Annotated in this window: 26 protein-coding genes; 15 read left to right on the plus strand and 11 right to left on the minus strand. The window is 69.9% G+C overall.

Going from position 1 to position 23,845, the window contains the following annotated elements:
• Positions 1-117: 117 nt before the first annotated feature.
• From AB6A65_RS09530 to leuC, 4 genes are all read right to left on the minus strand, one after another.
• A complete protein-coding gene (locus AB6A65_RS09530) occupies positions 118-939 on the minus strand; it encodes a hypothetical protein (protein WP_371038139.1) in 822 nt (273 codons plus the stop codon).
• Positions 940-1,228: 289 nt separating this feature from the next.
• Positions 1,229-1,834: a 3-isopropylmalate dehydratase small subunit gene (gene leuD / locus AB6A65_RS09535; RefSeq protein ID WP_371038140.1), complete on the minus strand. Its 606-nt coding sequence runs from the start codon at positions 1,832-1,834 to the stop codon at positions 1,229-1,231.
• 225 nt (positions 1,835-2,059) lie between these two features.
• The gene (locus AB6A65_RS09540; protein ID WP_371038141.1) at positions 2,060-2,599 is read right to left on the minus strand and encodes a class I SAM-dependent methyltransferase; all 540 of its coding nucleotides are present in this window, start codon (positions 2,597-2,599) and stop codon (positions 2,060-2,062) included.
• 167 nt (positions 2,600-2,766) lie between these two features.
• A complete protein-coding gene (gene leuC, locus AB6A65_RS09545) occupies positions 2,767-4,170 on the minus strand; it encodes a 3-isopropylmalate dehydratase large subunit (protein ID WP_371038142.1) in 1,404 nt (467 codons plus the stop codon).
• Between the two features lie 410 nt (positions 4,171-4,580).
• Here leuC and rsfS point away from each other — a divergent pair, with 410 nt between their 5' ends.
• From rsfS to AB6A65_RS09580, 7 genes are all read left to right on the plus strand, one after another.
• A complete protein-coding gene (rsfS, locus tag AB6A65_RS09550) occupies positions 4,581-4,946 on the plus strand; it encodes a ribosome silencing factor (protein ID WP_371038143.1) in 366 nt (121 codons plus the stop codon).
• A 4-nt stretch (positions 4,947-4,950) separates the two neighbouring features.
• Positions 4,951-5,421: a 23S rRNA (pseudouridine(1915)-N(3))-methyltransferase RlmH gene (gene rlmH / locus AB6A65_RS09555; RefSeq protein ID WP_371038144.1), complete on the plus strand. Its 471-nt coding sequence runs from the start codon at positions 4,951-4,953 to the stop codon at positions 5,419-5,421.
• A gap of 105 nt (positions 5,422-5,526) precedes the next feature.
• Positions 5,527-7,050, plus strand: coding sequence for a 2,3-bisphosphoglycerate-independent phosphoglycerate mutase (gene gpmI / locus AB6A65_RS09560; protein WP_371038145.1), 1,524 nt, complete (start codon positions 5,527-5,529; stop codon positions 7,048-7,050).
• Positions 7,047-8,177: a murein hydrolase activator EnvC gene (locus AB6A65_RS09565; protein ID WP_371038146.1), complete on the plus strand. Its 1,131-nt coding sequence runs from the start codon at positions 7,047-7,049 to the stop codon at positions 8,175-8,177. The genes gpmI and AB6A65_RS09565 overlap by 4 nt, the downstream gene beginning before the upstream one ends.
• 4 nt (positions 8,178-8,181) lie before the next feature.
• The gene (locus tag AB6A65_RS09570) at positions 8,182-9,522 is read left to right on the plus strand and encodes a S41 family peptidase (RefSeq protein ID WP_371038147.1); all 1,341 of its coding nucleotides are present in this window, start codon (positions 8,182-8,184) and stop codon (positions 9,520-9,522) included.
• Between the two features lie 100 nt (positions 9,523-9,622).
• Positions 9,623-10,105, plus strand: coding sequence for an RNA pyrophosphohydrolase (locus tag AB6A65_RS09575; protein WP_371038148.1), 483 nt, complete (start codon positions 9,623-9,625; stop codon positions 10,103-10,105).
• Positions 10,106-10,163: 58 nt separating this feature from the next.
• Positions 10,164-13,061, plus strand: coding sequence for an error-prone DNA polymerase (locus AB6A65_RS09580; protein ID WP_371038149.1), 2,898 nt, complete (start codon positions 10,164-10,166; stop codon positions 13,059-13,061).
• Positions 13,062-13,082: 21 nt separating this feature from the next.
• On the opposite strand, the gene AB6A65_RS09585 is transcribed toward AB6A65_RS09580, so the two are convergent.
• Positions 13,083-13,784 carry a glutathione S-transferase family protein gene (locus AB6A65_RS09585; RefSeq protein WP_371038150.1) on the minus strand — a complete coding sequence of 234 codons (702 nt, stop codon included), beginning with the start codon at positions 13,782-13,784 and terminating at the stop codon, positions 13,083-13,085.
• A gap of 171 nt (positions 13,785-13,955) precedes the next feature.
• Between AB6A65_RS09585 and AB6A65_RS09590 the strand changes: the two genes are divergently transcribed.
• Together AB6A65_RS09590 and AB6A65_RS09595 are read left to right on the plus strand one after the other, a co-directional pair.
• Complete coding sequence (locus AB6A65_RS09590) at positions 13,956-14,750, plus strand: mechanosensitive ion channel family protein (protein WP_371038298.1); 795 nt, start codon at positions 13,956-13,958, stop codon at positions 14,748-14,750.
• A gap of 80 nt (positions 14,751-14,830) precedes the next feature.
• Entirely contained in the window at positions 14,831-15,388 is a 558-nt protein-coding gene (locus AB6A65_RS09595) for a thioredoxin family protein (RefSeq protein WP_371038151.1), read from the plus strand.
• A gap of 39 nt (positions 15,389-15,427) precedes the next feature.
• Here the strand turns inward: AB6A65_RS09595 and ald are convergent, their stop codons facing one another.
• Positions 15,428-16,546, minus strand: coding sequence for an alanine dehydrogenase (gene ald / locus AB6A65_RS09600; RefSeq protein WP_371038152.1), 1,119 nt, complete (start codon positions 16,544-16,546; stop codon positions 15,428-15,430).
• 134 nt (positions 16,547-16,680) lie between these two features.
• Here ald and AB6A65_RS09605 point away from each other — a divergent pair, with 134 nt between their 5' ends.
• Complete coding sequence (locus AB6A65_RS09605) at positions 16,681-17,139, plus strand: Lrp/AsnC family transcriptional regulator (protein WP_371038153.1); 459 nt, start codon at positions 16,681-16,683, stop codon at positions 17,137-17,139.
• A gap of 4 nt (positions 17,140-17,143) precedes the next feature.
• Here the strand turns inward: AB6A65_RS09605 and AB6A65_RS09610 are convergent, their stop codons facing one another.
• On the minus strand, positions 17,144-17,290 hold the full coding sequence (locus AB6A65_RS09610; RefSeq protein WP_371038154.1) for a hypothetical protein: 147 nt from the start codon (positions 17,288-17,290) through the stop codon (positions 17,144-17,146).
• Positions 17,291-17,390: 100 nt separating this feature from the next.
• Between AB6A65_RS09610 and AB6A65_RS09615 the strand changes: the two genes are divergently transcribed.
• Positions 17,391-17,933 (plus strand): DUF2165 family protein, encoded by a 543-nt coding sequence (locus tag AB6A65_RS09615; protein WP_371038155.1) that lies wholly within the window; start codon positions 17,391-17,393, stop codon positions 17,931-17,933.
• A gap of 110 nt (positions 17,934-18,043) precedes the next feature.
• On the opposite strand, the gene rpsU is transcribed toward AB6A65_RS09615, so the two are convergent.
• On the minus strand, positions 18,044-18,250 hold the full coding sequence (gene rpsU / locus AB6A65_RS09620; RefSeq protein ID WP_371038299.1) for a 30S ribosomal protein S21: 207 nt from the start codon (positions 18,248-18,250) through the stop codon (positions 18,044-18,046).
• Between the two features lie 111 nt (positions 18,251-18,361).
• Here rpsU and AB6A65_RS09625 point away from each other — a divergent pair, with 111 nt between their 5' ends.
• Positions 18,362-19,069 carry a COQ9 family protein gene (locus tag AB6A65_RS09625; protein ID WP_371038156.1) on the plus strand — a complete coding sequence of 236 codons (708 nt, stop codon included), beginning with the start codon at positions 18,362-18,364 and terminating at the stop codon, positions 19,067-19,069.
• 4 nt (positions 19,070-19,073) lie between these two features.
• Positions 19,074-20,060 (plus strand): NAD(P)H-quinone oxidoreductase, encoded by a 987-nt coding sequence (locus AB6A65_RS09630; RefSeq protein WP_371038157.1) that lies wholly within the window; start codon positions 19,074-19,076, stop codon positions 20,058-20,060.
• 19 nt (positions 20,061-20,079) lie between these two features.
• Here the strand turns inward: AB6A65_RS09630 and AB6A65_RS09635 are convergent, their stop codons facing one another.
• Entirely contained in the window at positions 20,080-20,712 is a 633-nt protein-coding gene (locus AB6A65_RS09635) for a ribonuclease T (protein WP_371038158.1), read from the minus strand.
• Between the two features lie 127 nt (positions 20,713-20,839).
• Here AB6A65_RS09635 and AB6A65_RS09640 point away from each other — a divergent pair, with 127 nt between their 5' ends.
• Positions 20,840-21,595 carry a DUF1013 domain-containing protein gene (locus tag AB6A65_RS09640; protein WP_371038159.1) on the plus strand — a complete coding sequence of 252 codons (756 nt, stop codon included), beginning with the start codon at positions 20,840-20,842 and terminating at the stop codon, positions 21,593-21,595.
• Positions 21,596-21,673: 78 nt separating this feature from the next.
• Positions 21,674-22,828: an FAD-dependent oxidoreductase gene (locus tag AB6A65_RS09645; protein WP_371038160.1), complete on the plus strand. Its 1,155-nt coding sequence runs from the start codon at positions 21,674-21,676 to the stop codon at positions 22,826-22,828.
• 16 nt (positions 22,829-22,844) lie between these two features.
• Here AB6A65_RS09645 and recR read toward each other — a convergent pair whose 3' ends face one another.
• Together recR and AB6A65_RS09655 are read right to left on the minus strand one after the other, a co-directional pair.
• Complete coding sequence (gene recR / locus AB6A65_RS09650) at positions 22,845-23,438, minus strand: recombination mediator RecR (protein ID WP_371038161.1); 594 nt, start codon at positions 23,436-23,438, stop codon at positions 22,845-22,847.
• A gap of 57 nt (positions 23,439-23,495) precedes the next feature.
• A complete protein-coding gene (locus tag AB6A65_RS09655) occupies positions 23,496-23,840 on the minus strand; it encodes a YbaB/EbfC family nucleoid-associated protein (RefSeq protein WP_371038162.1) in 345 nt (114 codons plus the stop codon).
• Between the last annotated feature and the right edge of the window lie 5 nt (positions 23,841-23,845).

The following is a 23,845-nucleotide window of genomic DNA, read 5'->3' on the forward strand; positions in this document are numbered from 1 at the left end:
GAAGGCCGGGCCCGCGGCGCGTGAGTTCCGCGTGGAACGTGGCGATGCGAAGCGGATCGGCGGCGGCGGGCGCGACGAGTGCAAGCAGCGCCAGCGCGGCAAGCGCGGCCGCGCGCCTCAGGCGGCGGCCAGCTCGCCGTAGGTGCGGCGGCGCTTTTCCTCCACGAGGTCGGCGACCCTGTGAAGGGCGATACCGCGCATGATCATGCTGGTGGGCAGGAAGGCCCATACGCTCATCATCCAGATCAGGGTGTGCGGATCGCCGAAATGGAGCGGTCCGAGCAGCACGCCCGCAAGTGCCACGAGCGCGGGAAGGATGAAAGGCACTAGGCAGCCGATCGCGACGTTCAGCCGGGCGTCGCGCCGCAGGCGCAGCAACACGTCCCCGCCGCTCGTCGGGTCGAAGAGCGGCATGTTCACCCAGACGTTGACGGCGCCGGACTGCAACGGCCAGTTCAGGAGGCGCACGGGCAGCGCGAAAGCGGCGAGCGTCGCGGCCGATACCAGAAGCGCGAGACCCGCCGCACTGAGCGCGATGTCCAGGTAGGAGACGGGCGCCGTCTCGGCCAGCGCGATCAGGAGGAGCCGGACCGGGGAATAGGGGAAATCCGCCAGATCGCCGATCAACAGGCCCAGCGAGAACATCGCCCCGGTGAAAAGGGTGGGCTCGATGACGTCGGCGCAGACGACGGCCGTCAGTGCGACGACCCCGAAGAGGCTTGCGAAGCGCAGGCGATTGAAAGGCGGCGCGTCGCGGAATTCCACGAAGCTGGGGTAGTCGGTGGCGTATTCCATGAAGGTGAAGGCGGCCGCGATCAACGCGATGAGCGGGATCAGCAGCCCGGAGGACGGGCTGACCCCCGGAAGCAGAAGCGCCGGCGCGATGACAAGCGCCAGGACGCAGAGCGCGCGCAGAGTTGCGCCGACGAGTCGTCGCATCAAGGACTTATCCCTTCGTACCCGAGGGGAACGATGCAATGCCGTTCCCGCGTTCTTTGCCGTTTTCCGCCGGGACGGACGGCCTGCCTCATTTTTGCCCGATTTCTGCCCTTTTCCGTCCCAACTCTCAAGTTGCCCCGCCACCTAACGGGGAGATTGCGGCGTTTTCGGGGAAAAACTGATGCGACATTGCACCAATCCGGGGTCGGATAGGTGCATTTTTCGCCTTTTTCAACATTTTGTGGGTAAGGGGCGCGGGCCCACAATGCTGGCCTGCGCCGAACGCCCCTCAGACCCAGGGGCGCGCGGCGGAGGCGCGCGATTCGAAGGAATCGATCGCGGCGGATTTCGACAGCGTGAGGCCGATGTCGTCGAGGCCCTCGAGAAGGCAGTGCTTCATGTGGGCGTCGATCTCGAACGGGTAGACCGTGCCGTCGGGCGAGGTCACGGTCTGCGCCTCGAGGTCCACCGCGATGCGGGCATTCGCGCCTTTCTCGGCATCGCGCATCAGCGCGTCCACGGCCTCTTGCGGCAGGGCCACGGGCAGGATCCCGTTCTTGAAGCAGTTGTTGTAGAAGATGTCGGCGTAACTCGGCGCGATGATGCAACGGATGCCGAAATCCTTGATCGCCCAGGGCGCGTGCTCGCGAGAGGAGCCGCAGCCGAAGTTTTCCCCTGCGATCAGGATCTCGGCATCGCGATAGGGTGCCCGGTTCAACACGAAATCCGGGTTCTCTTCCCCGTTCTCGTCGTAGCGCATCTCGTCGAAAAGATGCTTTCCGAGCCCCGAGCGCTTGATCGTCTTCAGGAACTGCTTGGGGATGATCATGTCGGTGTCGACATTGATCAGGGGAAGCGGGGCGGCAATGCCGGTGAGCGGGGTGAATTTTTCCATGTCTCGTCTCCGTCAGGGCCGGCGGACGGCCGGCGATTGCGGCTGTGGGTCAAGGGGATCCGTCGGCAGCGAAGAGCGCCGCGCCGCCGACGCCAAGGGGTGGAGGGCCCGTAGCGCGGCCAAGGACGCGCCGATCCGGCGGGTCCGGCGCCGCCCTTTCCACGGGCTGGCGCCTCGTTCGATCGCGTCGCCACGGTGCCGCCCTAAATATCCCCCGCAGAGGGATCATGCCCGCTTTTCCACCAGGAACACTTCGCGGAACTCTCCGAGCACGCCGATGCGCGGGTCGTTCAGGGTGATCATGCGCACACCGCACGAGGGCGCCCAGGCAAGGATCAGGTCCGAGAGGTCCGTGCCGAAATGGAACGTGACGAGCGCGCCGCGCGAATCGATGGGATTGCCGTGATACTCGGGCTCGGCGAAATGACGCACGCCCTCGGGGCCGTAATGGGCGCGCCGTTCGGTTTTCGGTTTGCCCTCGTAGACGGGGGTCGTGAACAGCATCCGGCCGCCGGGCTTCAGCGTACGCTCCATCTCGGCAAAGCAGGCGGCGGGGTCGTTCACATGCTCGAGCACGTCGAGATGCACATGCAGGTCGATGCTCTCGTCCGCGAAGGTCAGCGCCTCCAGGTTCTCCGAGCGCATGCCCGACCGCGTCTCGCCCGGCGGAACGTCGGGGAAGAACTGCGAGCCGATATACCCCGGGCACTCGGTCCGCATGCGCGCCGAGATCGACCGGTCGGCCGGCGACGACTCGTGCAGCACCAGGCCCCGCCAGTCGGGGCACAGGACGTCGAGGCACCATGCGAAGGCCCGCTCGCGCGGGATGGACCCGCAGGAGGAACACAGCAACCCGTCGCGCAGCCAGTCGTGCGCGCTGACGAACTCGGCATCCGTCCTGCAGACGGGGCAGGTGCCCTGATGGCGGTGGATCAGAGCACCTCGCGCACATCGGTCAGCCGTCCGGTGACCGCCGCGGCCGCCGCCATCGCCGGGCTCATCAGGTGGGTCCGTCCGCCGCGGCCCTGGCGGCCCTCGAAATTGCGGTTGGACGTCGCCGCGCAACGTTCGCCTGGGGCCAGCTGGTCGGGGTTCATGGCCAGGCACATGGAACAGCCCGCAAGGCGCCATTCGAAGCCCGCTTCGGTGAAGATCTCGGCAAGGCCCTCCTCCTCGGCCTGCGCCCGCACGAGGCCGGAGCCCGGCACCACCATGGCGCGAAGGCCCGGCTTGATCTTCCGGCCCTTGAGCACCGCCGCGGCGGCGCGCAGGTCCTCGATGCGTCCGTTGGTGCAGGAGCCGATGAAGACGGTGTCGATCTCGATTTCCGACAGCGGCGTGCCGGGCTCGAGCCCCATGTACTCGAGCGCGCGCCTCGCCGCGCCGGCCTTGCCGCCCGCGAAGCTGTCGGGATCGGGCACGGCGTCGGTGATCGGCAACACGTCCTCGGGGCGCGTTCCCCAGGTGACGACCGGCGCGATGTCCTCCCCGCGGATGGTCACCACCTTGTCCCATTCCGCGTCCGGGTCGGAATGCAGCGTCCGCCACCAGTCCATCGCCTGGTCCCACTGGGCGCCCTTCGGCGTGTGCGGGCGGCCCCTGATGTACTCGAAGGTGGTCTCGTCCGGCGCGATCAGACCGGCGCGCGCGCCGCCCTCGATTGCCATGTTGCAGACGGTCATGCGCCCTTCCATCGACAGCGCGCGGATCGCCTCGCCGCAGTATTCGATGACATGGCCGGTGCCGCCCGCCGTGCCGGTATGGCCGATCACGGTGAGCGTGATGTCCTTCGCCGTGACGCCGGGGGGAAGCTGCCCGGTGATCTCGACCTTCATGTTCTTCGATTTCCGCTGGATCAGCGTCTGCGTGGCAAGCACATGCTCCACCTCCGAGGTGCCGATGCCGTGGGCGAGCGCCCCGAAGGCCCCGTGGGTCGCGGTATGGCTGTCACCGCACACCACCGTCATGCCCGGCAGCGTCCAGCCCTGCTCGGGGCCGACGATATGCACGATGCCCTGCCGGATGTCGTTCACCGGGTAGTAGTTGAGGCCGAATTCGCGGGCGTTGCGGTCGAGCGCCTCGACCTGGATGCGGCTTTCCTCGTTCTCGATCCCGTTCACGCGGTCCGGTGTGGTGGGCACGTTGTGATCGGGCACCGCGATGGTGCGTTGCGGCGCGCGGACCTGGCGGCCGGCCATGCGCAGACCCTCGAAGGCCTGCGGGCTGGTCACCTCGTGGACCAGGTGACGGTCGATGTAGAGAAGGCTGGTGCCGTCCTCGTCCTCGTGCACGAGGTGGGCATCCCAGATCTTGTCGTAAAGCGTCTTGGGGGACATTGCGGTCTCTCCCGGTTTCGGGTGTCAGGGGGCTGGACGGGTCGGCCGGCCCGCGGCGTCGCGCGCCACGGGGCGTCTGCTCATAGCCGGGCGAGCATGCTCCGCGCCGCGCCGAAGAAGCGCCAGGGCAGGCGCGCCCGATCGTCCATGTCGAAGACCCGCATCATGGGGCATGAGATACTACCGCGGCCCGCGACTCGCAAGCCTGTCGGCAGCTGCGTGGTCCCGTCGCGACAGCGCCGCGCCCTGAAGGGTCGCGATGCGAGGTTTCATTGAAATGCGGCCGTCCGCTTGCTACCTTCATAACAGGTCCGGCGCCGGGGCCTACATGCGGCGCGTCAGACAAGGAGGACGATGTCCTGTCTTTTCACGTTGATGCGGCGTCTGCCGCAGACACCGGGATGCCCATGATGAGCCATCCCGCAAACGAGGCTTCGGACATCCCGCTCGCCTCGCTCATCCTTTCCACTCTCGAGGACGCCAAGGCCGAAGACGTCGCGCAGATCGACCTGCGCGGCAAGTCGGCGATGGCCGATCTCATGGTGATCTGCTCGGGCCGGTCGTCCCGCCAGGTGGCGGCGATTTCGGACCGGCTGGTGGACACGCTCAAGCAGGAGCGCGGCGTTCACTGCTCGGTGGAGGGCAAGGAGGCTGGCGACTGGGTGCTCATCGACGCCGGCGACGTGATCGTTCACGTCTTCCGGCCGGAGGTGCGCGAGTTCTACCAGCTCGAGAAGATGTGGATGACGCCCGCGGCGGCGGCCAGCCGCGCCTGAGGGCGTGCGCGTCCACATCTGCGCCGTGGGTCGCCTGCGCGGCGGCCCCGAACGCGCCCTGATCGCCGACTACCTCGCGCGCTTCGATCGCGCGGGCCGGGGGCTGGGCCTGACGCTGGGCGCGGAGCACGAGGTCGAGGCCCGCCGCGGCGGCGGGCCCGAGGCCGAAGCGGCGCTTCTCGTGAAATCCCTGCCCCGCGGCGCCGTCGTCGTCGCCCTCGACGAGCGGGGGCGAACACGCTCCTCACCCGACTTCGCCGATGCGCTTGGCGCCTGGCGCGACGGCGGGCGCCAGGACACGGCCTTCCTTCTCGGCGGCGCGGACGGGCTCTTTCCGCCGCTGCGCCAGCGCGCCGACCTGTTGCTGTCCTTCGGCGCGATGGTCTGGCCGCACGCGCTGGCGCGGGTGATGCTGGCCGAACAGCTCTACCGGGCCGCCACCATCCTTGCAGGGACGCCGTATCACCGGGCATGACCGGGGCCGCCGCGACTTTCCGCATGTCTTTGCCCCGCGCGAGGTTCAATCCCGGCGCCCGGGGCGCTAGAAGGGCCCCGTGGCAAGGAAAGCGAGGGCAGGGCGATGGGCGCTCCGAAACCGGTGGTGCTGTGCATTCTCGACGGCTGGGGGCTGCGCGCGGAGACGGAGGCCAATGCGCCCGCTCTCGCGCACACGCCCAATTTCGACCAGCTCATGGCCGCCTGCCCGAACGCCACGCTGGTGACCCACGGCCCGGATGTGGGCCTGCCGGAGGGCCAGATGGGCAACTCCGAGGTGGGCCACATGAACATCGGCGCGGGCCGCGTGGTCACGATGGATCTGGGGCGGATCGATGCCGTCATCGCCGAGGGCCGCTTCGCCGAACGCCCCGCGCTCCGGCGCTTCATCGAGGCGCTGACCCAGACGGGCGGGATCGCCCATCTCTGGGGTCGGGTGTCGGACGGGGGCGTGCACGGCTCGCTCGATCACGTGCTCGCGGCGGCGCGCGCGATCACCGACGAGGGCGTCGCCGTGGCCATCCATGCCCTGACCGACGGGCGCGACGGGGCGCAGAAATCCGCCGCCGAGTATGTCGCGCGGCTGGAAGACCAACTGCCCCAGGGGGCCTATATCGCGACCGTCACGGGGCGTTACTATGCCATGGACCGGGACAACCGCTGGGACCGGATCGCGCTGGCCTTCGAGACCATCGTGCAGGGCAAGGGCCCCCATGCGCGCAGCGCGGCCGATGCCGTCGCCGAAGGCTACGCGCAGGGGCTGACCGACGAGTTCTTTCTTCCGACCGAGATCGGCGACTACACCGGCATGGCCGACGGCGACGGCGTCTTCTGCCTCAACTTCCGCGCCGACCGTGCGCGCGAATTCCTGCGCGCCCTGGCCGAGCCGGGGTTCGACGCCTTCGAGACCGGCCCGCGCCCGGCGCTCGCCGGCTGCCTCGGGATGGTGTCCTATTCCGACGCGCACGACGCCTACATGGACACGCTCTTCGAGACCGAAGAGATCGCGAACACGCTCGGCGCCTGGGTGGCCGCGAAGGGCCTGCGGCAGTTCCGTCTCGCCGAGACCGAGAAATATCCGCATGTGACCTTTTTCCTGAGCGGCGGCGAAGAGGTCCCGGCGCCCGGCGAAGAGCGGTACATGGCTCCGTCGCCGCCGGTCGCGACCTACGATCTCGCCCCCGAGATGTCGGCTGGCGAGGTCACCGACCAGCTGGTAAAGGCGATCGGCGCGGGCTATGACCTGATCGTCGTGAACTACGCCAATCCCGACATGGTGGGCCATACCGGCGATCTGGATGCGGCGATCCGGGCCTGCGAGGCGGTGGACGAGGGCCTCGGCCGCGTGCGCGCGGCGCTCGCGGCGGCGGGCGGCGCGATGATCGTCACCGCCGACCACGGCAATTGCGAGGTGATGGTCGATCCCGATACCGGGGCGCCGCACACCGCGCACACGACGAACCCGGTGCCGGTGATCCTTGTGGGCGGGCCGGACGGCGCGCGGCTGCGCGCTGGCGGCCGGCTGGCCGATCTCGCGCCCACGGTGCTCGAACTCATGGGGCTGGAGGCACCGCCCGAGATGACCGGCCGGAGCCTGATCGCACGATGAGATCGCTTGCCGCGCTTCTTCTGGTGCTCTTCGCCTCGGCGGACGCCGCGGCGGAGACGGACCCGGCCGCGGCGGCACGCGGGGCGATCGAGGAACTCGAGGCGGCCGCGCAGGCGCTGGAGGCCGCAGAGACCGCGCGCGACCGGGTGGCGGCGTTGACCGCGACGGTGCGCGGCTTCGAATCCGGGCTCGCCGCGATGCGCGAGGGGCTGCGCGCCGTGTCGATCCGCGAACGCCAGCTCACCCTCGAACTCGAGGCGCGCGAGGCAGAGGTGGCGCGGCTGCTCGGGGCGCTCCAGTCGATGAGCGCCGCGCCGGCACCGCTTCTTACCCTGCATCCGTCGGGCCCCCTCGGGACGGCCCGCGCGGGGATGCTCGTGGCCGACGTGACGCCCGCGCTGCAGCGGCGGGCGGCGGCGTTGTCCGCCACCCTGACGGAGGTGGCGACACTCCGCGCGCTTCAGCAGGGCGCCGCGCGGCGGGTGGAGGAGGGCCTTCTCGGCGTGCAGACGGCGCGCACCGCGCTCAGCCAGGCGGTGGCCGAACGCGAGGATCTGCCGCGCCGCTTCACGGCCGACCCGGTCGGCATGCAGATCCTGATCGCCGCGACCGAAACGCTCGAAGGCTTCGCGAGCGGGCTCTCGGGGATCGTGCAGGACGAGACGCCCGTGCGCCTGCCGCCGGTCGTGCAGCGCAAGGGTGACCTGCCGCTTCCGGTTCAGGGCACCGTCATCCGCCGCGCGGGCGAGGCCGACGCCGCCGGGATCGTGCGGCCCGGCATTGTGGTGGCGACGCGTCCGCGCGCGCTCGTCACGACGCCCGCGGCGGCGACGCTCCGTTACCGTGGCCCCTTGCTGGATTACGGTCTGGTCTCCATGCTCGAACCGCAAGCCGGGGTACTCTTCGTCCTGGCGGGTCTCGACGTGGTCTTCGGGGAGGTCGGAGAGGTGCTGCCAGAGGGAAGCCCGGTGGGCCTCATGGGCGGAGAGGACCCGCAGGTCGGGGCGATCGTGTCACAGTCGGGTGATGGGGCTGGAAGAGACCGGAGCGAGACGCTCTATATGGAAGTCAGAGCGGGCGGGGAGCCCGAGGATCCGCTTGCGTGGTTCCGCAGCGAGAAGGACTGAGCAGATGAAGAAATTCGTGATCGCCGCGCTGGGCGGCATAGCGGCCGGGATCGTCGCGACGACGCAGGTCGCCGGCCCGTTGCTGGCGCAGGAGAGCGAGAGGTCGACCAGCGTCTACGAGCAGCTCGACCTCTTCGGCGACATCTTCGAGCGCATCCGCGCGCAGTATGTCGAGGAAGTGGACGAGGGAGAGCTGATCGAGGCGGCGATCAACGGCATGCTGACATCGCTCGATCCGCATTCGAGTTATCTTTCGCCCGAGGACGCGGCGGACATGCGCGTCCAGACCCGGGGAGAGTTCGGCGGGCTCGGGATCGAGGTCACGCAGGAGGACGGCTTCGTGAAGGTCGTCTCGCCGATCGACGGCACGCCGGCGGACGCGGCCGGAATCGAGGCGGGCGATTTCATCACCCACGTGGACGGCGAGTCGGTTCTCGGCCTCACCCTCGACGAGGCGGTGGACCTGATGCGCGGGCCGGTGGGCTCCGAGATCATCATCACCGTCGTGCGGGATGGCGAGGGCGAACCCTTCGACGTCTCGATCATCCGGGACACGATCACGCTGACGGCCGTGCGCACCCGGCTCGAGGGCGAAACGGTCGTGCTGCGCGTCACGACCTTCAACGACCAGACCTACGACAACCTGAAGGAAGGGCTGGCCGAGCAGATCGAGGCCGCGGGCGGCATGGAGGGCGTCAACGGCATCGTGCTCGACCTGCGGAACAATCCCGGTGGGCTGCTGACCCAGGCGATCCGGGTCTCGGACGCGTTCCTCGAGAAGGGCGAGATCGTCTCGACCCGCGGGCGCGTCCTGACCGATGGCGATCGCTACAACGCCACGCCCGGCGACCTGGCAGAGGGCAAGCCCATCGTCGTCCTGATCAACGGCGGCTCGGCCTCGGCGTCGGAGATCGTGGCCGGGGCGCTTCAGGATCATCGCCGCGCGGTGGTCGTGGGCACGCGGAGCTTCGGCAAGGGCTCGGTGCAGACGGTGATGCCGCTGCGCGGCGACGGGGCCATGCGCCTGACGACGGCGCGCTATTACACCCCGTCGGGCCGCTCGATCCAGGCGCTTGGCGTCTCCCCCGACATCGTGGTGGAACAGCCGCGGCGCAGGGCCGAAACCGAGGAGGACGCAGAGGACGGGGCACGCCCGCCGCGCTCGGAGGCGGACCTGCGCGGCCGGCTCGACAACGCCTCCCTGTCGGAGGACGAAATCCGGCAGATCGAGGAAGAGCGGCCCAAGGCCGAGACCGCGGCGCGGCTGCGTGAAGAGGACTACCAGCTCGCCTATGCGATCGACATCCTGAAGGGCATGGAGGCGCTCGGGCCGGATCAGCCCTGAGCCCGGCATCCGGGCGCGGCGAAGGCATTGTGCGACGCCTTCGCCGCGCCCCTGGCCGGACAGGGGCCGGCCAAAGCTCTTGCCCAGAGGAGTGCGCCGGATGACGCCCGAGGAGATCGCCCGCCTGCCCTACCGTCCCTGCGTGGGCGTCATGCTCTTGAACGCGGGCGGCCACGTGTTCGTGGGCCAGCGCATCGATTCCGATGTGGCCGCCTGGCAGATGCCGCAGGGCGGGATCGACGGGGACGAGACGCCGCGCGAGGCCGCGCTGCGCGAGCTTCGCGAGGAAACGGGCATCACCGCCGACTTGGTGCGCGTCGAGGACGAGACCGAGGGCTGGGTCACCTACGACCTGCCCCACGACCTCGTGCCCCGGATCTGGAAGGGGCGCTACCGCGGGCAGAAGCAGAAATGGGTGCTGGCGCGGTTCCTGGGCACGGACGCGGACGTGGACATCGCCACGGATCACCCCGAGTTCTCGGAGTGGCGCTGGATCCCGGCGCAGGATCTGCCGGGCGTGATCGTGCCCTTCAAGCGTGTCGTCTACGAGCAGGTTCTCGACGCGTTCCGCGCGCGGCTCTGAACCGGGCGCGGCGCGGACTCCAAAAAAGAACAAAACGTGAATATAATGCCGACTCGTCATGGCCGCGGAACTCTCGATCACCTCGAACTTCACCTTCCTGACCGGCGCCTCGCATCCCGAGGAGTTCATGCGCCGCGCCGGGCTCATGGGGCTGTCCGCCATCGCGGTGGCCGACGAGAACTCGGTGGCGGGGATCGTGCGGGCCCATGCCGCGGCGCGCGAGATCGCCCGCGAGGTGGCCGAGCGGGACGCGCTCGAGGCGGCCCGGGGGCCGATCGGCCCGCCCGCCCCCGAGGGCTGCGCCCCGGGTCCGTCGGCGGCGATCCGGAACGTGCCGCGCCTCATCCCGGCCGCGCGGCTCGTGCCGGTGGACGGCCCCGAGATCACCGCGCTCGCGGCCACGCGCGAGGGCTGGGCGCGGCTCTGCCGGCTGATCTCGCGGGGGCGGCTGCGCGCGCCCAAGGGCGGCGCCGCGCTGCGCATGGACGACATCATGGAGGGGATGGAGGGGCTCGAGCTTCTGCTGCACCCGCCCGCCCGCGCGCTGGACTGGCCCGAGGACTGGCGGCGGCAGGCGGCCCGCCTCGCCCGCCGCTTCGGAGAGCGCCTGCACCTCGCCCTCGCCCCGGCCTATGACGGGCAGGACCCGGCGCGCTTCGACCTCTGGGCGGCGGAGGCCGCGCGGCTTGCCCTGCCGACCCTCGCCACCGCGCGGCCCATGATGCATCACGGCCGGCGCCGCCGGCTCGCCGACGTGCTCACCGCCATCCGCACCGGCACGCGGGTGGACGCGCTCGGCCGCGCGGCGCTCGCCAACGCCGAACAGCGGCTGCGCTCGGAGGCGGAGATGCGCCGGATCTTCCGCGGCCACGAGGCGGCGGTGGCGCGGGCGGAGGCGCTGGCGCGGCGCTGCACCTTCTCGCTCGACGCGCTGCGCTACGAGTACCCTTCCGAGGTCGCCGACGGAGAGCGCCCGCGCGACCGGTTGGCCCGGCTGGCCCGGGCGGGTCTCGCCCGGCGCTATCCCGAGGGCGCGCCGGAGCGCGTGCGCGCCATGCTCGAGCATGAACTCGCGCTCATCGCCAAGCTGAACTACGAACCCTATTTCCTGACCGTCAACGACATCGTCGCCTTCGCGCGCACGCGCGGCATCCTTTGCCAGGGGCGCGGCTCGGCGGCGAATTCGGTGGTCTGCTACTGCCTGGGCGTCACCTCCGTCTCGCCCGAGATCGGCACCATGGTCTTCGAGCGCTTCGTCAGTGAGGCGCGCGACGAGCCGCCCGACATCGACGTGGATTTCGAGCACGAGCGCCGCGAGGAGGTGATCCAGTGGATCTACGCCCGCTACGGCCGCCACCGCGCGGGTCTTTGCGCGACCGTCATCCACTACCGCGGCAAGCGCGCGATCCGCGAGGTGGGCCGCGCGATGGGGCTTTCCGAGGACACGGTGGCGGCGCTCAGCTCCCAGCTCTGGGGCTTTTACGGCATGGGCGGGACGGAGGCGGAGCGGCTCTCCGAGATCGGCCTCGACCCTTCGGACAGGCGCCTGAGCCAGACGATGGAGCTGATCGACGAGATCGTGGGCTTCCCGCGCCACCTGTCGCAGCATGTCGGCGGCTTCGTCATCACCGAGGGGCGGCTCGACGAGCTCTGCCCGCTGGAGAACGCGGCGATGGAGGACCGCACCGTCATCTGCTGGGACAAGGATGACATCGACACGCTGGGCATCCTCAAGGTGGACGTGCTGTCGCTGGGGATGCTGACCTGCATCCGCAAGGCGTTCGAGCTGCTGCGCCAGCATCACGGGGCGGATTACACGCTGGCGACGCTGCCGCAGGAGGATCCGAGGGTCTACGACATGCTGTGCCGGGCCGACTCCGTCGGCGTCTTCCAGGTGGAAAGCCGCGCGCAGATGAACTTCCTGCCGCGGATGAAGCCACGCTCGTTCTACGATCTGGTGATCGAGGTGGCGATCGTGCGGCCGGGGCCGATCCAGGGCGACATGGTTCACCCCTACATCCGTCGCCGCAACGGCGAGGAGCGGGTCGAGTTCCCCTCCGATGCGCTGGGCGCGGTGCTGGCCAAGACGCTGGGCGTGCCGCTTTTCCAGGAGCAGGCGATGCAGATCGCCATCATCGGCGCCAATTTCACGCCCGATGAGGCCGACCGGCTGCGCCGCTCGCTCGCCACCTTCAAGAAGCACGGCAACATCAGCGAGTTCCGGAGCCGGTTCCTGAAGGGCATGGTGGCGAACGGCTACGACCGCGATTTCGCGGAGCGCTGCTTCTCCCAGATCGAGGGCTTCGGCTCCTACGGGTTCCCCGAAAGCCACGCGGCGAGCTTCGCGCTGCTGGTCTATGCCTCCGCCTGGCTCAAGTGCCATCACCCGGGCCTTTTCGCCTGCGCGCTTCTCAACGCGCAGCCCATGGGGGTCTACGCGCCGGCGCAGATCGTGCGCGACGCGCGCGAGCACGGGGTGGAGGTGCGCCCGGTCTGCATCAACGAGAGCTACTGGGACAACGTGATGGAGCCCGACGGCCGCGGCGGGCTGGCGCTGCGCCTGGGCTTCCGCCAGATCAGGGGGCTGAAGGAGGAGGACGCCGCCTGGATCGCGGCGGCGCGCGGCAACGGCTACCTGACGGTGGAGGACGTCTGGCGCCGCGCGGGCGTGACGCCCCCGGTGCTCGCCCGGCTGGCCGAGGCGGATGTCTTCGCCGCGCTCGGCCTCTCGCGCCGCGAGGCGTCATGGGAGGCGCGCGCGCTCCGCGCCCCCGCGCCGCTGCCGCTTTTCGAGGGCGACATGGACGGGGAAGGCATCGCCGAGCCGGCGGCGCTCCTGCCGGAGATGACGCTCGGCGAGGAGGTGGTGGAGGATTACGTGGCCATGCGCCTCAGCCTGCGCGCGCACCCGGTGGCGCTGCTACGCGACCGGCTGACGCCGCCTGCAGAGGGATGAGAGGCCGCGGGCGCCGCCGCGTCAGCCGTTCCTCGGGGGGATGTCGAGCGCCCGCTGCACCGCGGGCCGCGCGAGGAAGCGGTCGAGATAGGCCACGGTGCGCGGATGCGCGTCCCAGCCCACGAGGTCCTTCGCGCCGTAGAAGTCGAGCGCGCGCAGCCAGGGCGCGAGCGCCATGTCGGCGATGGAATACTCCCCCGCGATCCACTCGCGCCCCTCGAGCGCGGTTTCCACCACGCCCAGAAGCCTGCGCGCCTCGTTCACGTAACGCTCGCGCGGGATCGGGTCCTTCACCTCGGCGCCCTTGAACTTCACGAAGAAGCCGAGCTGGCCGAAGAGCGGCCCCACGCCGCCCATCTGGAACATCAGCCACTGCAGCACCTCGTAACGCCCGCGCGGATCGGCGGGCAGGAACTGCCCGGTCTTCTCGGCGAGGTAGACCAGGATGGCCCCCGACTCGAAGAGGCCCATCGGTTCCCCGCCGGGCCCGTCGGGATCGATGATGGCGGGGATCTTGTTGTTGGGGTTGAGCGAAAGGAATTCCGGGCTCTTCACGTCGGCGTCGTCGAGCGTCACGCGGTGCGCCTCGTAGGGCAGTCCCGTCTCTTCCAGCATGGCCGACACCTTGATGCCGTTCGGCGTGGGGAAGGAATAGAGTTGCAGCACGGACGGGTCCTGCGGCGGCCAACGGCGGGTGATCGGGAAATCGGCAAGCTCGGCCATCGGGTCTCCTTTCATGCTCCGGTCGCACAATAGGCGCATTACCGGCAGGTAAAACCCTTTGACTTGTGCGCGGGTGCAGGATTGCCTGCGCATGAGGGTCAACCCGCAGGCGCGGGGCGACGGCTGCGCGGCGAAAGGATGGGCGCGATGGAAGACCAGGCGAGACAGCTCATGGAAACGGCGTCGGGCTACGGCCCGATCCTGCTCAATGCGCTGAAGGCGCTCGTCGTCCTCGTCGTCGGCTGGACGATCGCCGGCATCGTCGGCGGCACCGTGCGCCGCCGGATCAACCGCACCCCGCAGATCGACAAGACGCTCGGCAACTTCGTGGCCAGCGTCGTGAAGTGGGTGCTGCTCCTCGTGGTCTTCATCGCGGTGCTGGGCATCTTCGGGATCGAGGCCACGAGCCTCGTCGCGGTGCTGGGCGCCGCGACCCTCGCGGTGGGCCTCGCGCTCCAGGGCACGCTCGCCGATCTGGCGGCGGGCTTCATGCTGATCCTGTTCCGGCCCTACAAGCTGGGCCAGTTCGTCGATATCGGCGGCACCGCGGGGACGGTCGAGAACCTCGACCTCTTCGTGACCGAACTCGTCACGCCCGACAACGTGCAGATCATCATGCCGAACGGGAAGGCGTGGGGCTCGGTCATCACCAACTACTCCGCCCATGCGACGCGCCGCCTCGACCTGGGTTTCGGCATCGACTACGGCGACGACGCGGACAAGGCGATGGGCATCATCCTGCGCATCGCCGAGGGGGATCCGCGCGTCCACGCCGACCCGGCGCCCTGGGTGCGCGTGGTCGGCCTCGGCGAAAGCTCGGTGGACCTCGGCGTGCGGCTCTGGTGCGCGGCGGAGGATTACTGGGATCTGAAATTCGACATGCTGAAACGCGTCAAGGAAGCCTTCGACGCGGAGGGCGTCACGATCCCTTACCCGCATTCGGTCGAGATCTCGAAGCCGGCCTGAGCGGCCGGGACCGGCGCTGCTTGAAGCGGCGCCGCGCGGCGCGTTAGCCTCGGCGCGACCGACAGAAAGGAGCCCTGCCCATGCCCGCCGCCCGCCCCCCTGTCTGCGACTTCGGCTGGACGGCCCCGGAGTTCCGCCTGCCCGCGACCGACGGTCGGACCCACGCGCTCTCCGACCTCAGGGGCCGGAACGGTCTGGTGCTCGCCTTCATCTGCAATCACTGCCCCTATGTCCTCGCCGTGATCGACCGGATCGTGCGCGACGCGCGCGATCTCGCGCCGCTCGGCATCGGCTTCGCGGCAATCTGCTCGAACGACGCCGAGGCCTACCCGGCCGACAGCTTCGAGAACATGGGCGCCATGGCGAAGGAGAAGGACTTCCCCTTCCCCTACCTGCACGACGCGGACCAGTCCGTGGCGCGCGCCTTCGGCGCCGCCTGCACGCCGGACTTCTTCGGCTTCGACGCGGATCTCGGCCTCCAGTACCGCGGCAGGCTCGATGCCTCGCGCGCGGAGACGGGCCCCGAGGACCTGCGCCGGGATCTCTTCGAGGCGATGAAGCAGGTGGCCGAGACGGGGAAGGGACCGGCCGAGCAGGTCCCGTCCATCGGGTGTTCGATCAAGTGGAAGGCCGCCTGAAAGGGCTGCGCGCCGCCGCGCGCCGCCGCGGCGGGCGGTTCAGCCCCGCAGCACCTTCTGCGGCGAGATCACGTCGATCCCGAGCGCCTTGCCCACGGCATAGTAGGTCAGCTGCCCAGCGTGCACGTTCAGCCCGGCCAGCAGATGGGGGTCGTCGGTGCAGGCCTGCCGCCAGCCCTTGTCGGCGAGCGCCAGCATGAAGGGCATCGTGGCGTTGCCGAGCGCGATGGTCGCGGTGCGCGCCACGGCGCCCGGCATGTTGGCGACGCAGTAATGCACGATCCCGTCCACCTCGTAGATCGGATCTTCGTGGGTGGTCGCCCGCGACGTCTCGAAACAGCCGCCCTGGTCGATGGCCACGTCCAGGAGCACGGCGCCCGGCTTCATCCGGGCAAGGTCGTCGCGGCGCACGAGCTTGGGGGCCTCCGCGCCGGGGATCAGCACCGCGCCCACCACGAGGTCGGCGCGGCCGAGCAGCTCCGCAAGCGCGCCGCTTGAGGAGTAGCGGGTGCGGAACCTGTCGCCGAACACGTCGTCGAGGTAGCGCAGCCGGGGCAGGGACCGGTCGAGCACGGTGACCTCGGCCCCCATCCCGGCCGCCACGCGCGCGGCGTGGGTGCCCACGGTGCCCCCGCCGATCACCCCCACCTCGGCCGGGCCGACACCCGGCACGCCGCCCATCAGCGTGCCGCGCCCGCCATTGGCCTTCTGCAGGGCCCAGGCGCCCATCTGCGGGGCGAGCCTGCCCGCGACCTCGGACATGGGCGCGAGCAGCGGCAGCCCGCCCTGCGCGTCGGTGACTGTCTCGTAGGCGATGGCGGTGACGCCCGACGCGAGCAGGTCCCGCGTCTGGTCCGGGTCGGGGGCGAGGTGGAGGTAGGTGAACAGCACCTGGCCCTCGCGCAGCATCCCGCGCTCCGCCGCCTGCGGTTCCTTGACTTTCACGATCATCTCCGCCTCGGCGAAGATCTCCTCGGCGGTCTCGGCGAGCCGCGCGCCGGCCTCGGTGTAATCCGCGTCCTCGAAGCCCGCGCCCCTGCCGGCGCCCGACTGGACGATCACCTCGTGCCCGTGCGCCACGGCTTCCTGCGCGGCGTTCGGCGTGAGGCCCACGCGGAACTCCTGCGGCTTGATCTCGGTGGGGCAGCCAATCTTCATCGCGGTCTCCTCTTCCCTGCACCGAGCATGCAGGATATCCGGTGCAAATGCGTTGAAATCTCTCGCGCCGGGAATGCAGTCTTCGGCAGTTTCTTCGCACATCAAGGTAAATCGGCGAAGGACATGCGGCCGTAATGACGATGGACGAAACCGATCGCCGGATCCTGCGCGCGCTTCAGAAGCAGGGCCGCATCTCGAACGCCGACCTGTCGGAACAGGTCAACCTGGCGCCCTCGGCCTGTCACCGCCGGGTTCAGCGGCTGGCGGCGGCGGGCGCGATCGCGGGCTACGTCGCGCTGCTGTCGCCGCGCGCCCTCGGCGTTCCTGCCACGATCTTCGTGGAGATCACGCTCCAGGCGCAGGCCGACGAGGTGCTCGAGGCGTTCGAGACCGCGGTGCGGCGCATTCCCAACGTCCTCGAATGTCACCTGATGGCGGGCACCGCGGACTACATCCTCAAGATCGTGGCCGAGGACACCGAGGATTTCGCCCGCATCCACCGGCAATACCTCACGCGCCTGCCCGGCGTGGCGCAGATGCAGTCGAGCTTTTCGCTCCGCAGCGTCTGCGCGACCACGGCGCTGCCCGTCTGAGGGCTCAGCGTTCGGGCCAGTCCACGACCAGTTCCAGAAGCGGGGCGCCGTCCGAGACGGTCCACACGCGCCGGATCACGACGAAGACCTCGTCCTGCACACGCAGCCGGTCGCCGGCCTGCATCGCCGGATCTGGCTTGACGGGCCGCAACTCTTCGCCGATCCCTGACGTAAGGGCACGTGCGGCGGCGCTCGCCGTGAGCCGGAACCTGGTCCGCAATCCGGCGCCGTGTGAAACTGGAGTTACCGACATGCTCGTCCGCTACTGCAAGATGGTGATGGTGTTGGGCCTAAGCCTTTTCGCTTTTCTCGTCACGTTCAACAACCTGACCGATTACAATTCGAATTTCGAGTTCGTGAAACATGTTCTCAGCATGGACACGACCTTCGAGGGCAACGCGGGCATGTGGCGCGCGATCACGGTGCCGTGGATGTGGCACGCCGGCTACTGGGGTATCATCGCGGGGGAGGGGATCACCTTCCTCCTGCTTCTCATCGGCGCGCTGCGCATGTTCGCCGCGCGGGACGCAGACGCCGACGCCTTCCAGTCCGCCAAGACCTACGTGGTGCTCGGCGCGACGGTGGGCTTTCTCGTCTGGTTCGTGGGGTTCATGGCCGTGGGCGGCGAGTGGTTCCTGATGTGGCAGTCGGACACGTGGAACGGCCAGCAGGCCGCCTTCCGCTTCTACATGAGCATTCTCGCGGTGCTCATCTTCGTGATGATGCGGGACGAGGAGGCGTGGGGAGCCGCGTCTGACCGTACCGCCGCGGGCGGCGCCCGGCGGGGGACCTGACGCCGGCGGCGCCGGGCGACGTCCCGACGGGCCCGCCCGAACATGACAAACCCCCGGGCACGAGGCCGCGGGGGTTTCCCATTCGTGTTCGATCGCCGGCAGGCGAACGCTCAGAGGAGCCCTTCGCGCTGGGCCTTCTTGCGCGCGAGCTTGCGCGCTCGGCGAATCGCCTCGGCCTTTTCGCGCGCCTTCTTCTCCGAGGGCTTCTCGAAGTGCTGGCGCAGCTTCATTTCGCGGAAGACGCCTTCGCGCTGCAGCTTTTTCTTGAGCGCGCGCATCGCCTGATCGACATTGTTGTCGCGAACACTGACCTGCATGTGGGTGTCACCACCTTTCGGGCTGAAGTTGCTGTTATTGCAGGAGGTGGCCGTATACCAAGGCCACGCTAGCTTGTCCAGAACATCCACGAGATGCCGAGGAGTCGCCAGATGCCCACGACGCCGGAAAGCCCCGAACTCGCAGCGCTGCTCGACGCCGCGCTTCTTCACGTGCCCTTCGACGGCTGGTCCGAGGCCACGTTCCGCGCCGCGATACGTGACACCGGCATCGACCCGGCGGTCGCCCGTGCGCTCTGCCGGCGCGGCGCCCTGGACCTTGCCGTGACGTTCCACCGGCGCGGCGACAGGGCGATGCGCGAGCGGTTGCGCGTCACCGACCTGACGGAGATGCGGATGCGCGACCGGATCGCCTTCGCCGTGCGCGCCCGCCTCGAGGCGGCGGGCGACAAGGAGGCGGTGCGCCGCGGCACCACGTTCTTCGCGCTTCCCAACCACGCCGCGGAGGGCGCGCGCCTGATCTGGGAGACGGCGGACACCATCTGGACGGCCCTTGGCGACGATTCCGACGACGTGAACTGGTATACCAAGCGCGCCACGCTTTCGGCGGTCTACAGCGCGACGGTGCTTTACTGGCTCGGCGACGAGACGCCCGACAGCAGCGCGACATGGGCGTTCCTCGACCGCCGGATCGCCGACGTGATGCAGTTCGAGAAGGTCAAGGCGCAGGTCGGCGAGAACCCGGTGCTGAAACGGGTTTTCGCCGGACCGGCCTGGGTGCTAGGCAAGGTGCGCGCGCCGATGCGCGCCCCCGACATCGACCTGCCGGGCCGCTGGTCCGGCCCGCCCGCCCAGGAGTGAACCCATGCCAGAGCAGACCATGCGCGCCGTCGAGATCAGCGAGCCCGGCGGCCCCGAGGTGCTGCGCCTGGCAACCCGCCCCGTGCCCGAGCTGGGGGCGGGGCAGGTCCTGATCCGCGTGTCCCATGCGGGCGTAAACCGGCCCGATGCGCTGCAACGCGCGGGCGCCTACGCGCCCCCGCCCGGCGCGTCCGACCTGCCGGGCCTCGAGGCCGCGGGCGCGATCGCGGCAATCGGCCCGGGGGTGACGGAATGGGCGGTGGGAGACCGCGTCTGCGCGCTTCTTCCCGGCGGCGGCTACGCCGAACACGTCGTGACGCCCGCGGCGCATTGCCTGCCCGTGCCCGAGGGGCTCGCCCTCCAGCAGGCCGCCTGCCTGCCCGAGACCTTCTTCACCGTCTGGTCCAACGTCTTCATGCGCGGCGGGCTCCAGGCCGGGGAGCGGTTCTTGGTTCATGGCGGCTCTTCCGGGATCGGGACGACGGCGATCCAGCTCGCCCACGCCTTCGGCGCCCGGGTCTTCGCCACGGCGGGAAGCCCGGAGAAATGCGCCGCCTGCGCCCGTCTCGGGGCCGAGCGCGCGATCAACTACCGCGAGGAGGATTTCGTCGAGGCGCTTCGCGCCGAGGGCGGCGCCGACCTGATCCTCGACATGGTGGGCGGCGATTACATCCCGCGCAACGTCAAGGCGCTCGCCGATGACGGGCGGCTCGTGCAGATCGCGTTCCTGTCGGGCCCCAAGGTGGAGCTGAACTTCGCGCAGGTGATGACGCGGCGGCTGACGATCACCGGCTCCACCCTGCGCCCGCAATCCGACCTCGCCAAGGCGCGCATCGCCGAGGGGCTTCGCGCCCATGTCTGGCCGCTTCTCGAGGCGGGGCGCATCGGACCGGTGATGGATTCCGAATTCCCGCTCGAAGAGGCCGCCGCGGCCCATGCCCGGATGGAAAGCTCCGCCCATATCGGGAAGATCGTGCTGAAGGTGGGCTGAGCGTCCCTTCGTCCGCCGCTCAGGGGATCGGCGCGAGAAGCGCGTCGTCGAGACGGCAGTCCTCGACCACGTCGCGGCCGCAGGGCACCGGCGCGAGCCCGTCGCGCGACAGGCAAAGCCGCGCCTCCTGGATGCGGCCCGCCCGGCAGGTGATGGTCAGCAGGTCGGGCGCCACGCCGGGATTGGCCTTCAGGAACGCCTCCTCCTCCACCCGGGCGGGCAGGCGCACCGGATCGCTCAGCCGGCGGAAGAGTTCGGGCCGCGCCACCGACAGGTAGGCGCGGCGCGACAGCGCGAAATAGTCGTCGGCGGCCAGCCCCGAGCAGCTTCCGTGCTTCTTCCACTGGTGCCAGGCGAGCCCCGCGCTGCCCATGATGTCTGCCATCGCGCGGGTGCCGGCGCGCGAGGGCGGCTGCATCGAGGTCGGGCAATGGCTCGGCCAGCCGCGATGGTATTGCGGCCAGAGCCCGTGCAGCGTCCAGCCGTGATCGGCGGCCGGATCGCATTGCGGCGCGCCGCGCGCCCCGCCTTCGAGCGCGCACCAGGTCGGGCTCCAGCTCAGCGAGAGCACCCAGTAGTCGAAATCGCCCGCCGCCTCGCCCTCGGCGCGCAGCGCCGTAGCCCAGAACAGCAGCAGAATCGCCCAGCGCATTCGGCCCTTCCCTTCGCGTTTCGGCTCGACTATATCAGCGCCGAGTTCCCCCACAACTCGATCCAGCCTCGCAGGGCGAGGCCGCCCGGCCCCGGGCGCCGGGCAATACGTATGGAGGAGACGCGACATGGCCAAACTGCTGCACCCGAAGGCGACCGCCGTCTGGCTCGTGGACAACACCACGCTCAGCTTCAAGCAGATCGCCGATTTCACCGAGATGCACGAGCTGGAGATCCAGGGCATCGCCGACGGCGACGTGGCCGCGGGCGTGAAGGGTTTCGACCCCGTGGCCAACAACCAGCTCGAGCCCGAGGAGATCCGCAAGGCGGAGGCCGACCCGAACTACAGGCTCCAGCTCAAGTTCAACCCCGCCGCGCGCGATGAGGACAAGCGCCGCGGCCCGCGCTACACGCCGCTGTCGAAGCGGCAGGACCGCCCGGCGGCCATCCTCTGGCTGGTGAAGTTCCACCCCGAGTTGGCCGACAGCCAGATCGCGCGGCTCGTCGGCACGACGAAGCCCACGATCCAGTCGATCCGCGAGCGCACCCACTGGAACATCTCCAACATCCAGCCGATCGACCCGGTTGCCCTGGGGCTTTGCAAGCAGAGCGAGCTCGACGCCGTCGTGCAGAAGGCGGCGAAGAAGAAGGAAGCCGAGGGCGCGATCATGTCCGACGACGAGCGCCGCAAGCTCGTCTCCACCGAGCAGAGCCTCGGCATGGAGGCCGAGCCCAAGATGCCGACGGCGATCGAGGGGCTCGAGTCCTTCACGCTCACCGGAGGCAGCGAAACGCGCGCCGACGAGGACGACAAGCGGGATCCCGACAGTTTCTTCAACCTGCCCGACGAGACCGAGGACGACGACGAGGACGGCGGCCGCTGAGCGCGAAAGGCGCGGCGGGGCTTCCCTTTTCCTTCGCCGCGCGGCAGCCTTTTCCCGGTGACAGAGCGGGAGGATGCGATGCGGATCGCCATCATCGGCGCGGGTCTGATCGGTGGCGCGGCGGCGCGGCACCTGGCTAGGGCCGGCCACGACGTGGTGCTGATCGGTCCGGCCGAGCCGGGCGACAAGCGGTGCCACGACGGGGTCTTCGCGAGCCACTACGACGAGGGCCGCATCACCCGCAAGCTCGATCCCTGGGCCTTCTGGAGCCGTGTAAGCCGCGAGAGCATCGCGCGCTATGGCGAGATCGAGGCCGAAAGCGGCATTTCCTTCTACACCGAGGCGGGCGCGATGCTCGCGGGGCCGGCTGACGGCACGCTGATCCGCCAGACCGCCGAGGTGCAGGAGGCGGCGGGTTTTCCCGCCGAGCGGCTGACAGGCGGCGCGCTGGCCGAGCGGTTCCCCTTTTTCGCGTTCGCGCCCGGGACGCTGGCCCTTTACGAAGCGACGGCGGCAGGGCACATCAGCCCGCGCCGTCTTGCCCGGGCGCAGCGGGTCGCGGCGGAACGCGCCGGCGCGCGGTATCTCGCGGCCGAGGCGCAGGGCCTCGACGAAACCGCTGCGGGCATCAGCGTCGCCACGTCCGAGGGACCGGTGCGGGCCGATCGCGCCCTGGTGGCGACAGGCGGATTCACCGACGTCCTCCTGCCCGGGGCGCTGCCGCTTTCGGTCTATGCGCGCACCGTGGCGCTTTTCGAGATCGACGCGGCAGAGGCCGCGCGGCTTTCCTCGATGCCGTCGCTCATCGCGCTTCTGCCGAACGGCGAGGATCCCTATCTCCTGCCGCCGATCCGCTACCCCGACGGGCGGCTCTACCTCAAGCTCGGCGGCGACCCGGTGGACGTGCCGCTGGAGGGCCGCGCGGCGCTCGGCGACTGGTTCCGCGGCGGCGGCTCGGCGGAGGTGGGCGCGCGCCTCGAGGCCATGATCCGGAAGCGGATGCCCGGCCTCGCGATCCGGCGCACGGTCACGGACGCCTGCGTGACCACCTACACCCCTGCCGATCGCCCGGCCATCGGGCGGCTTTCCGACCGCGTCGCGGTGGCGGTGGCCGGCTGCGGGCGGGGCGCCAAGTGTTCCGACGAACTCGGGCGGCTGGGCGGCCTTGCCGTTCTGGGCGCCGCGTTGCCGGACTGGGCCGAGCTGCAGCCGGTGGCCGCACGGGCCGCCTGAGCCGCCCCGCGCCGCGTCAGAACGACTTTCGCGCGGTGAGCGCCGCGGCGATGGTGCCGTCGTCGAGGTAGTCGAGCTCGCCACCCACCGGCACGCCTTGGGCGAGCGAGCTGATCGCGGCCCGCCCGTCCAGCGCGTCAGCGATGTAGTGGGCGGTGGTCTGTCCGTCCACCGTGGCCGAAAGCGCCAGGATCACCTCCTGCACGCCTTCCTCCGCCACGCGCTCCAGGAGCTGCGGGATGCGCAGATCCTCGGGCCCCACCGCGTCGAGCGCCGAGAGCGTGCCGCCGAGGACGTGGTAGCGCCCCTTGAACACGCCCGAGCGCTCCATCGCCCAGAGGTCGGCCACGTCCTCGACCACGCAGATCTGGCCGTTGCCGCGCGCCGGATCGGCGCAGATCGGGCAGATCTCGCCGGTGCCCACGTTGCCGCAGCGCGCGCACTCCCGCGCGGTCGCGGCCACCTGCTGCATCTGGCGCGCGAGCGGCGCGAGTTGGCTTTCCCGCCGCGCCACGAGATGCAGCACCGCGCGCCGCGCCGACCGCGGCCCGAGACCGGGCAGCCGGGCCATCATCTCGATCAGCGTGTCGATGTCCGAAGGAGCGCTCATGGCGGCGAAGGCGGCAATCCCGGGCGGTGGCGCGGCGCGCGGCCGCGGCCACGCACCTCAGAACGGCAGCTTCATGTCCTTGGGCAGGCCCATCTCGTCGGTGAGCTTCGACATCTCCTCCTGCGCCGCGGTCTGGGCCTTGGTCTGCGCCTCCTTGACCGCCGCGAGAATGAGATCCTCGACGACTTCCTTGTCGTCGCCCGAGAAGATCGACGGATCGATGTCGAGCCCGGTAAGCTCGCCCTTGAGCGTGCAGACGACCTTCACGAGGCCGCCGCCCGACTCGCCCGTCACCGTCATCTGCTTCATCTCTTCCTGCAGGTCAGCCATGCGCTGCTGCATTTCCTGCGCCTTCTTCATCATCCCGGCCATGTCGCCGAGCTGGCCCAGTCCCTTGAACATCTTCG

The sequence above is a fragment of the Rhodosalinus sp. FB01 genome (genome assembly GCF_041365715.1).
In the GTDB taxonomy this organism is placed as follows: Bacteria; Pseudomonadota; Alphaproteobacteria; order Rhodobacterales; family Rhodobacteraceae; genus Rhodosalinus.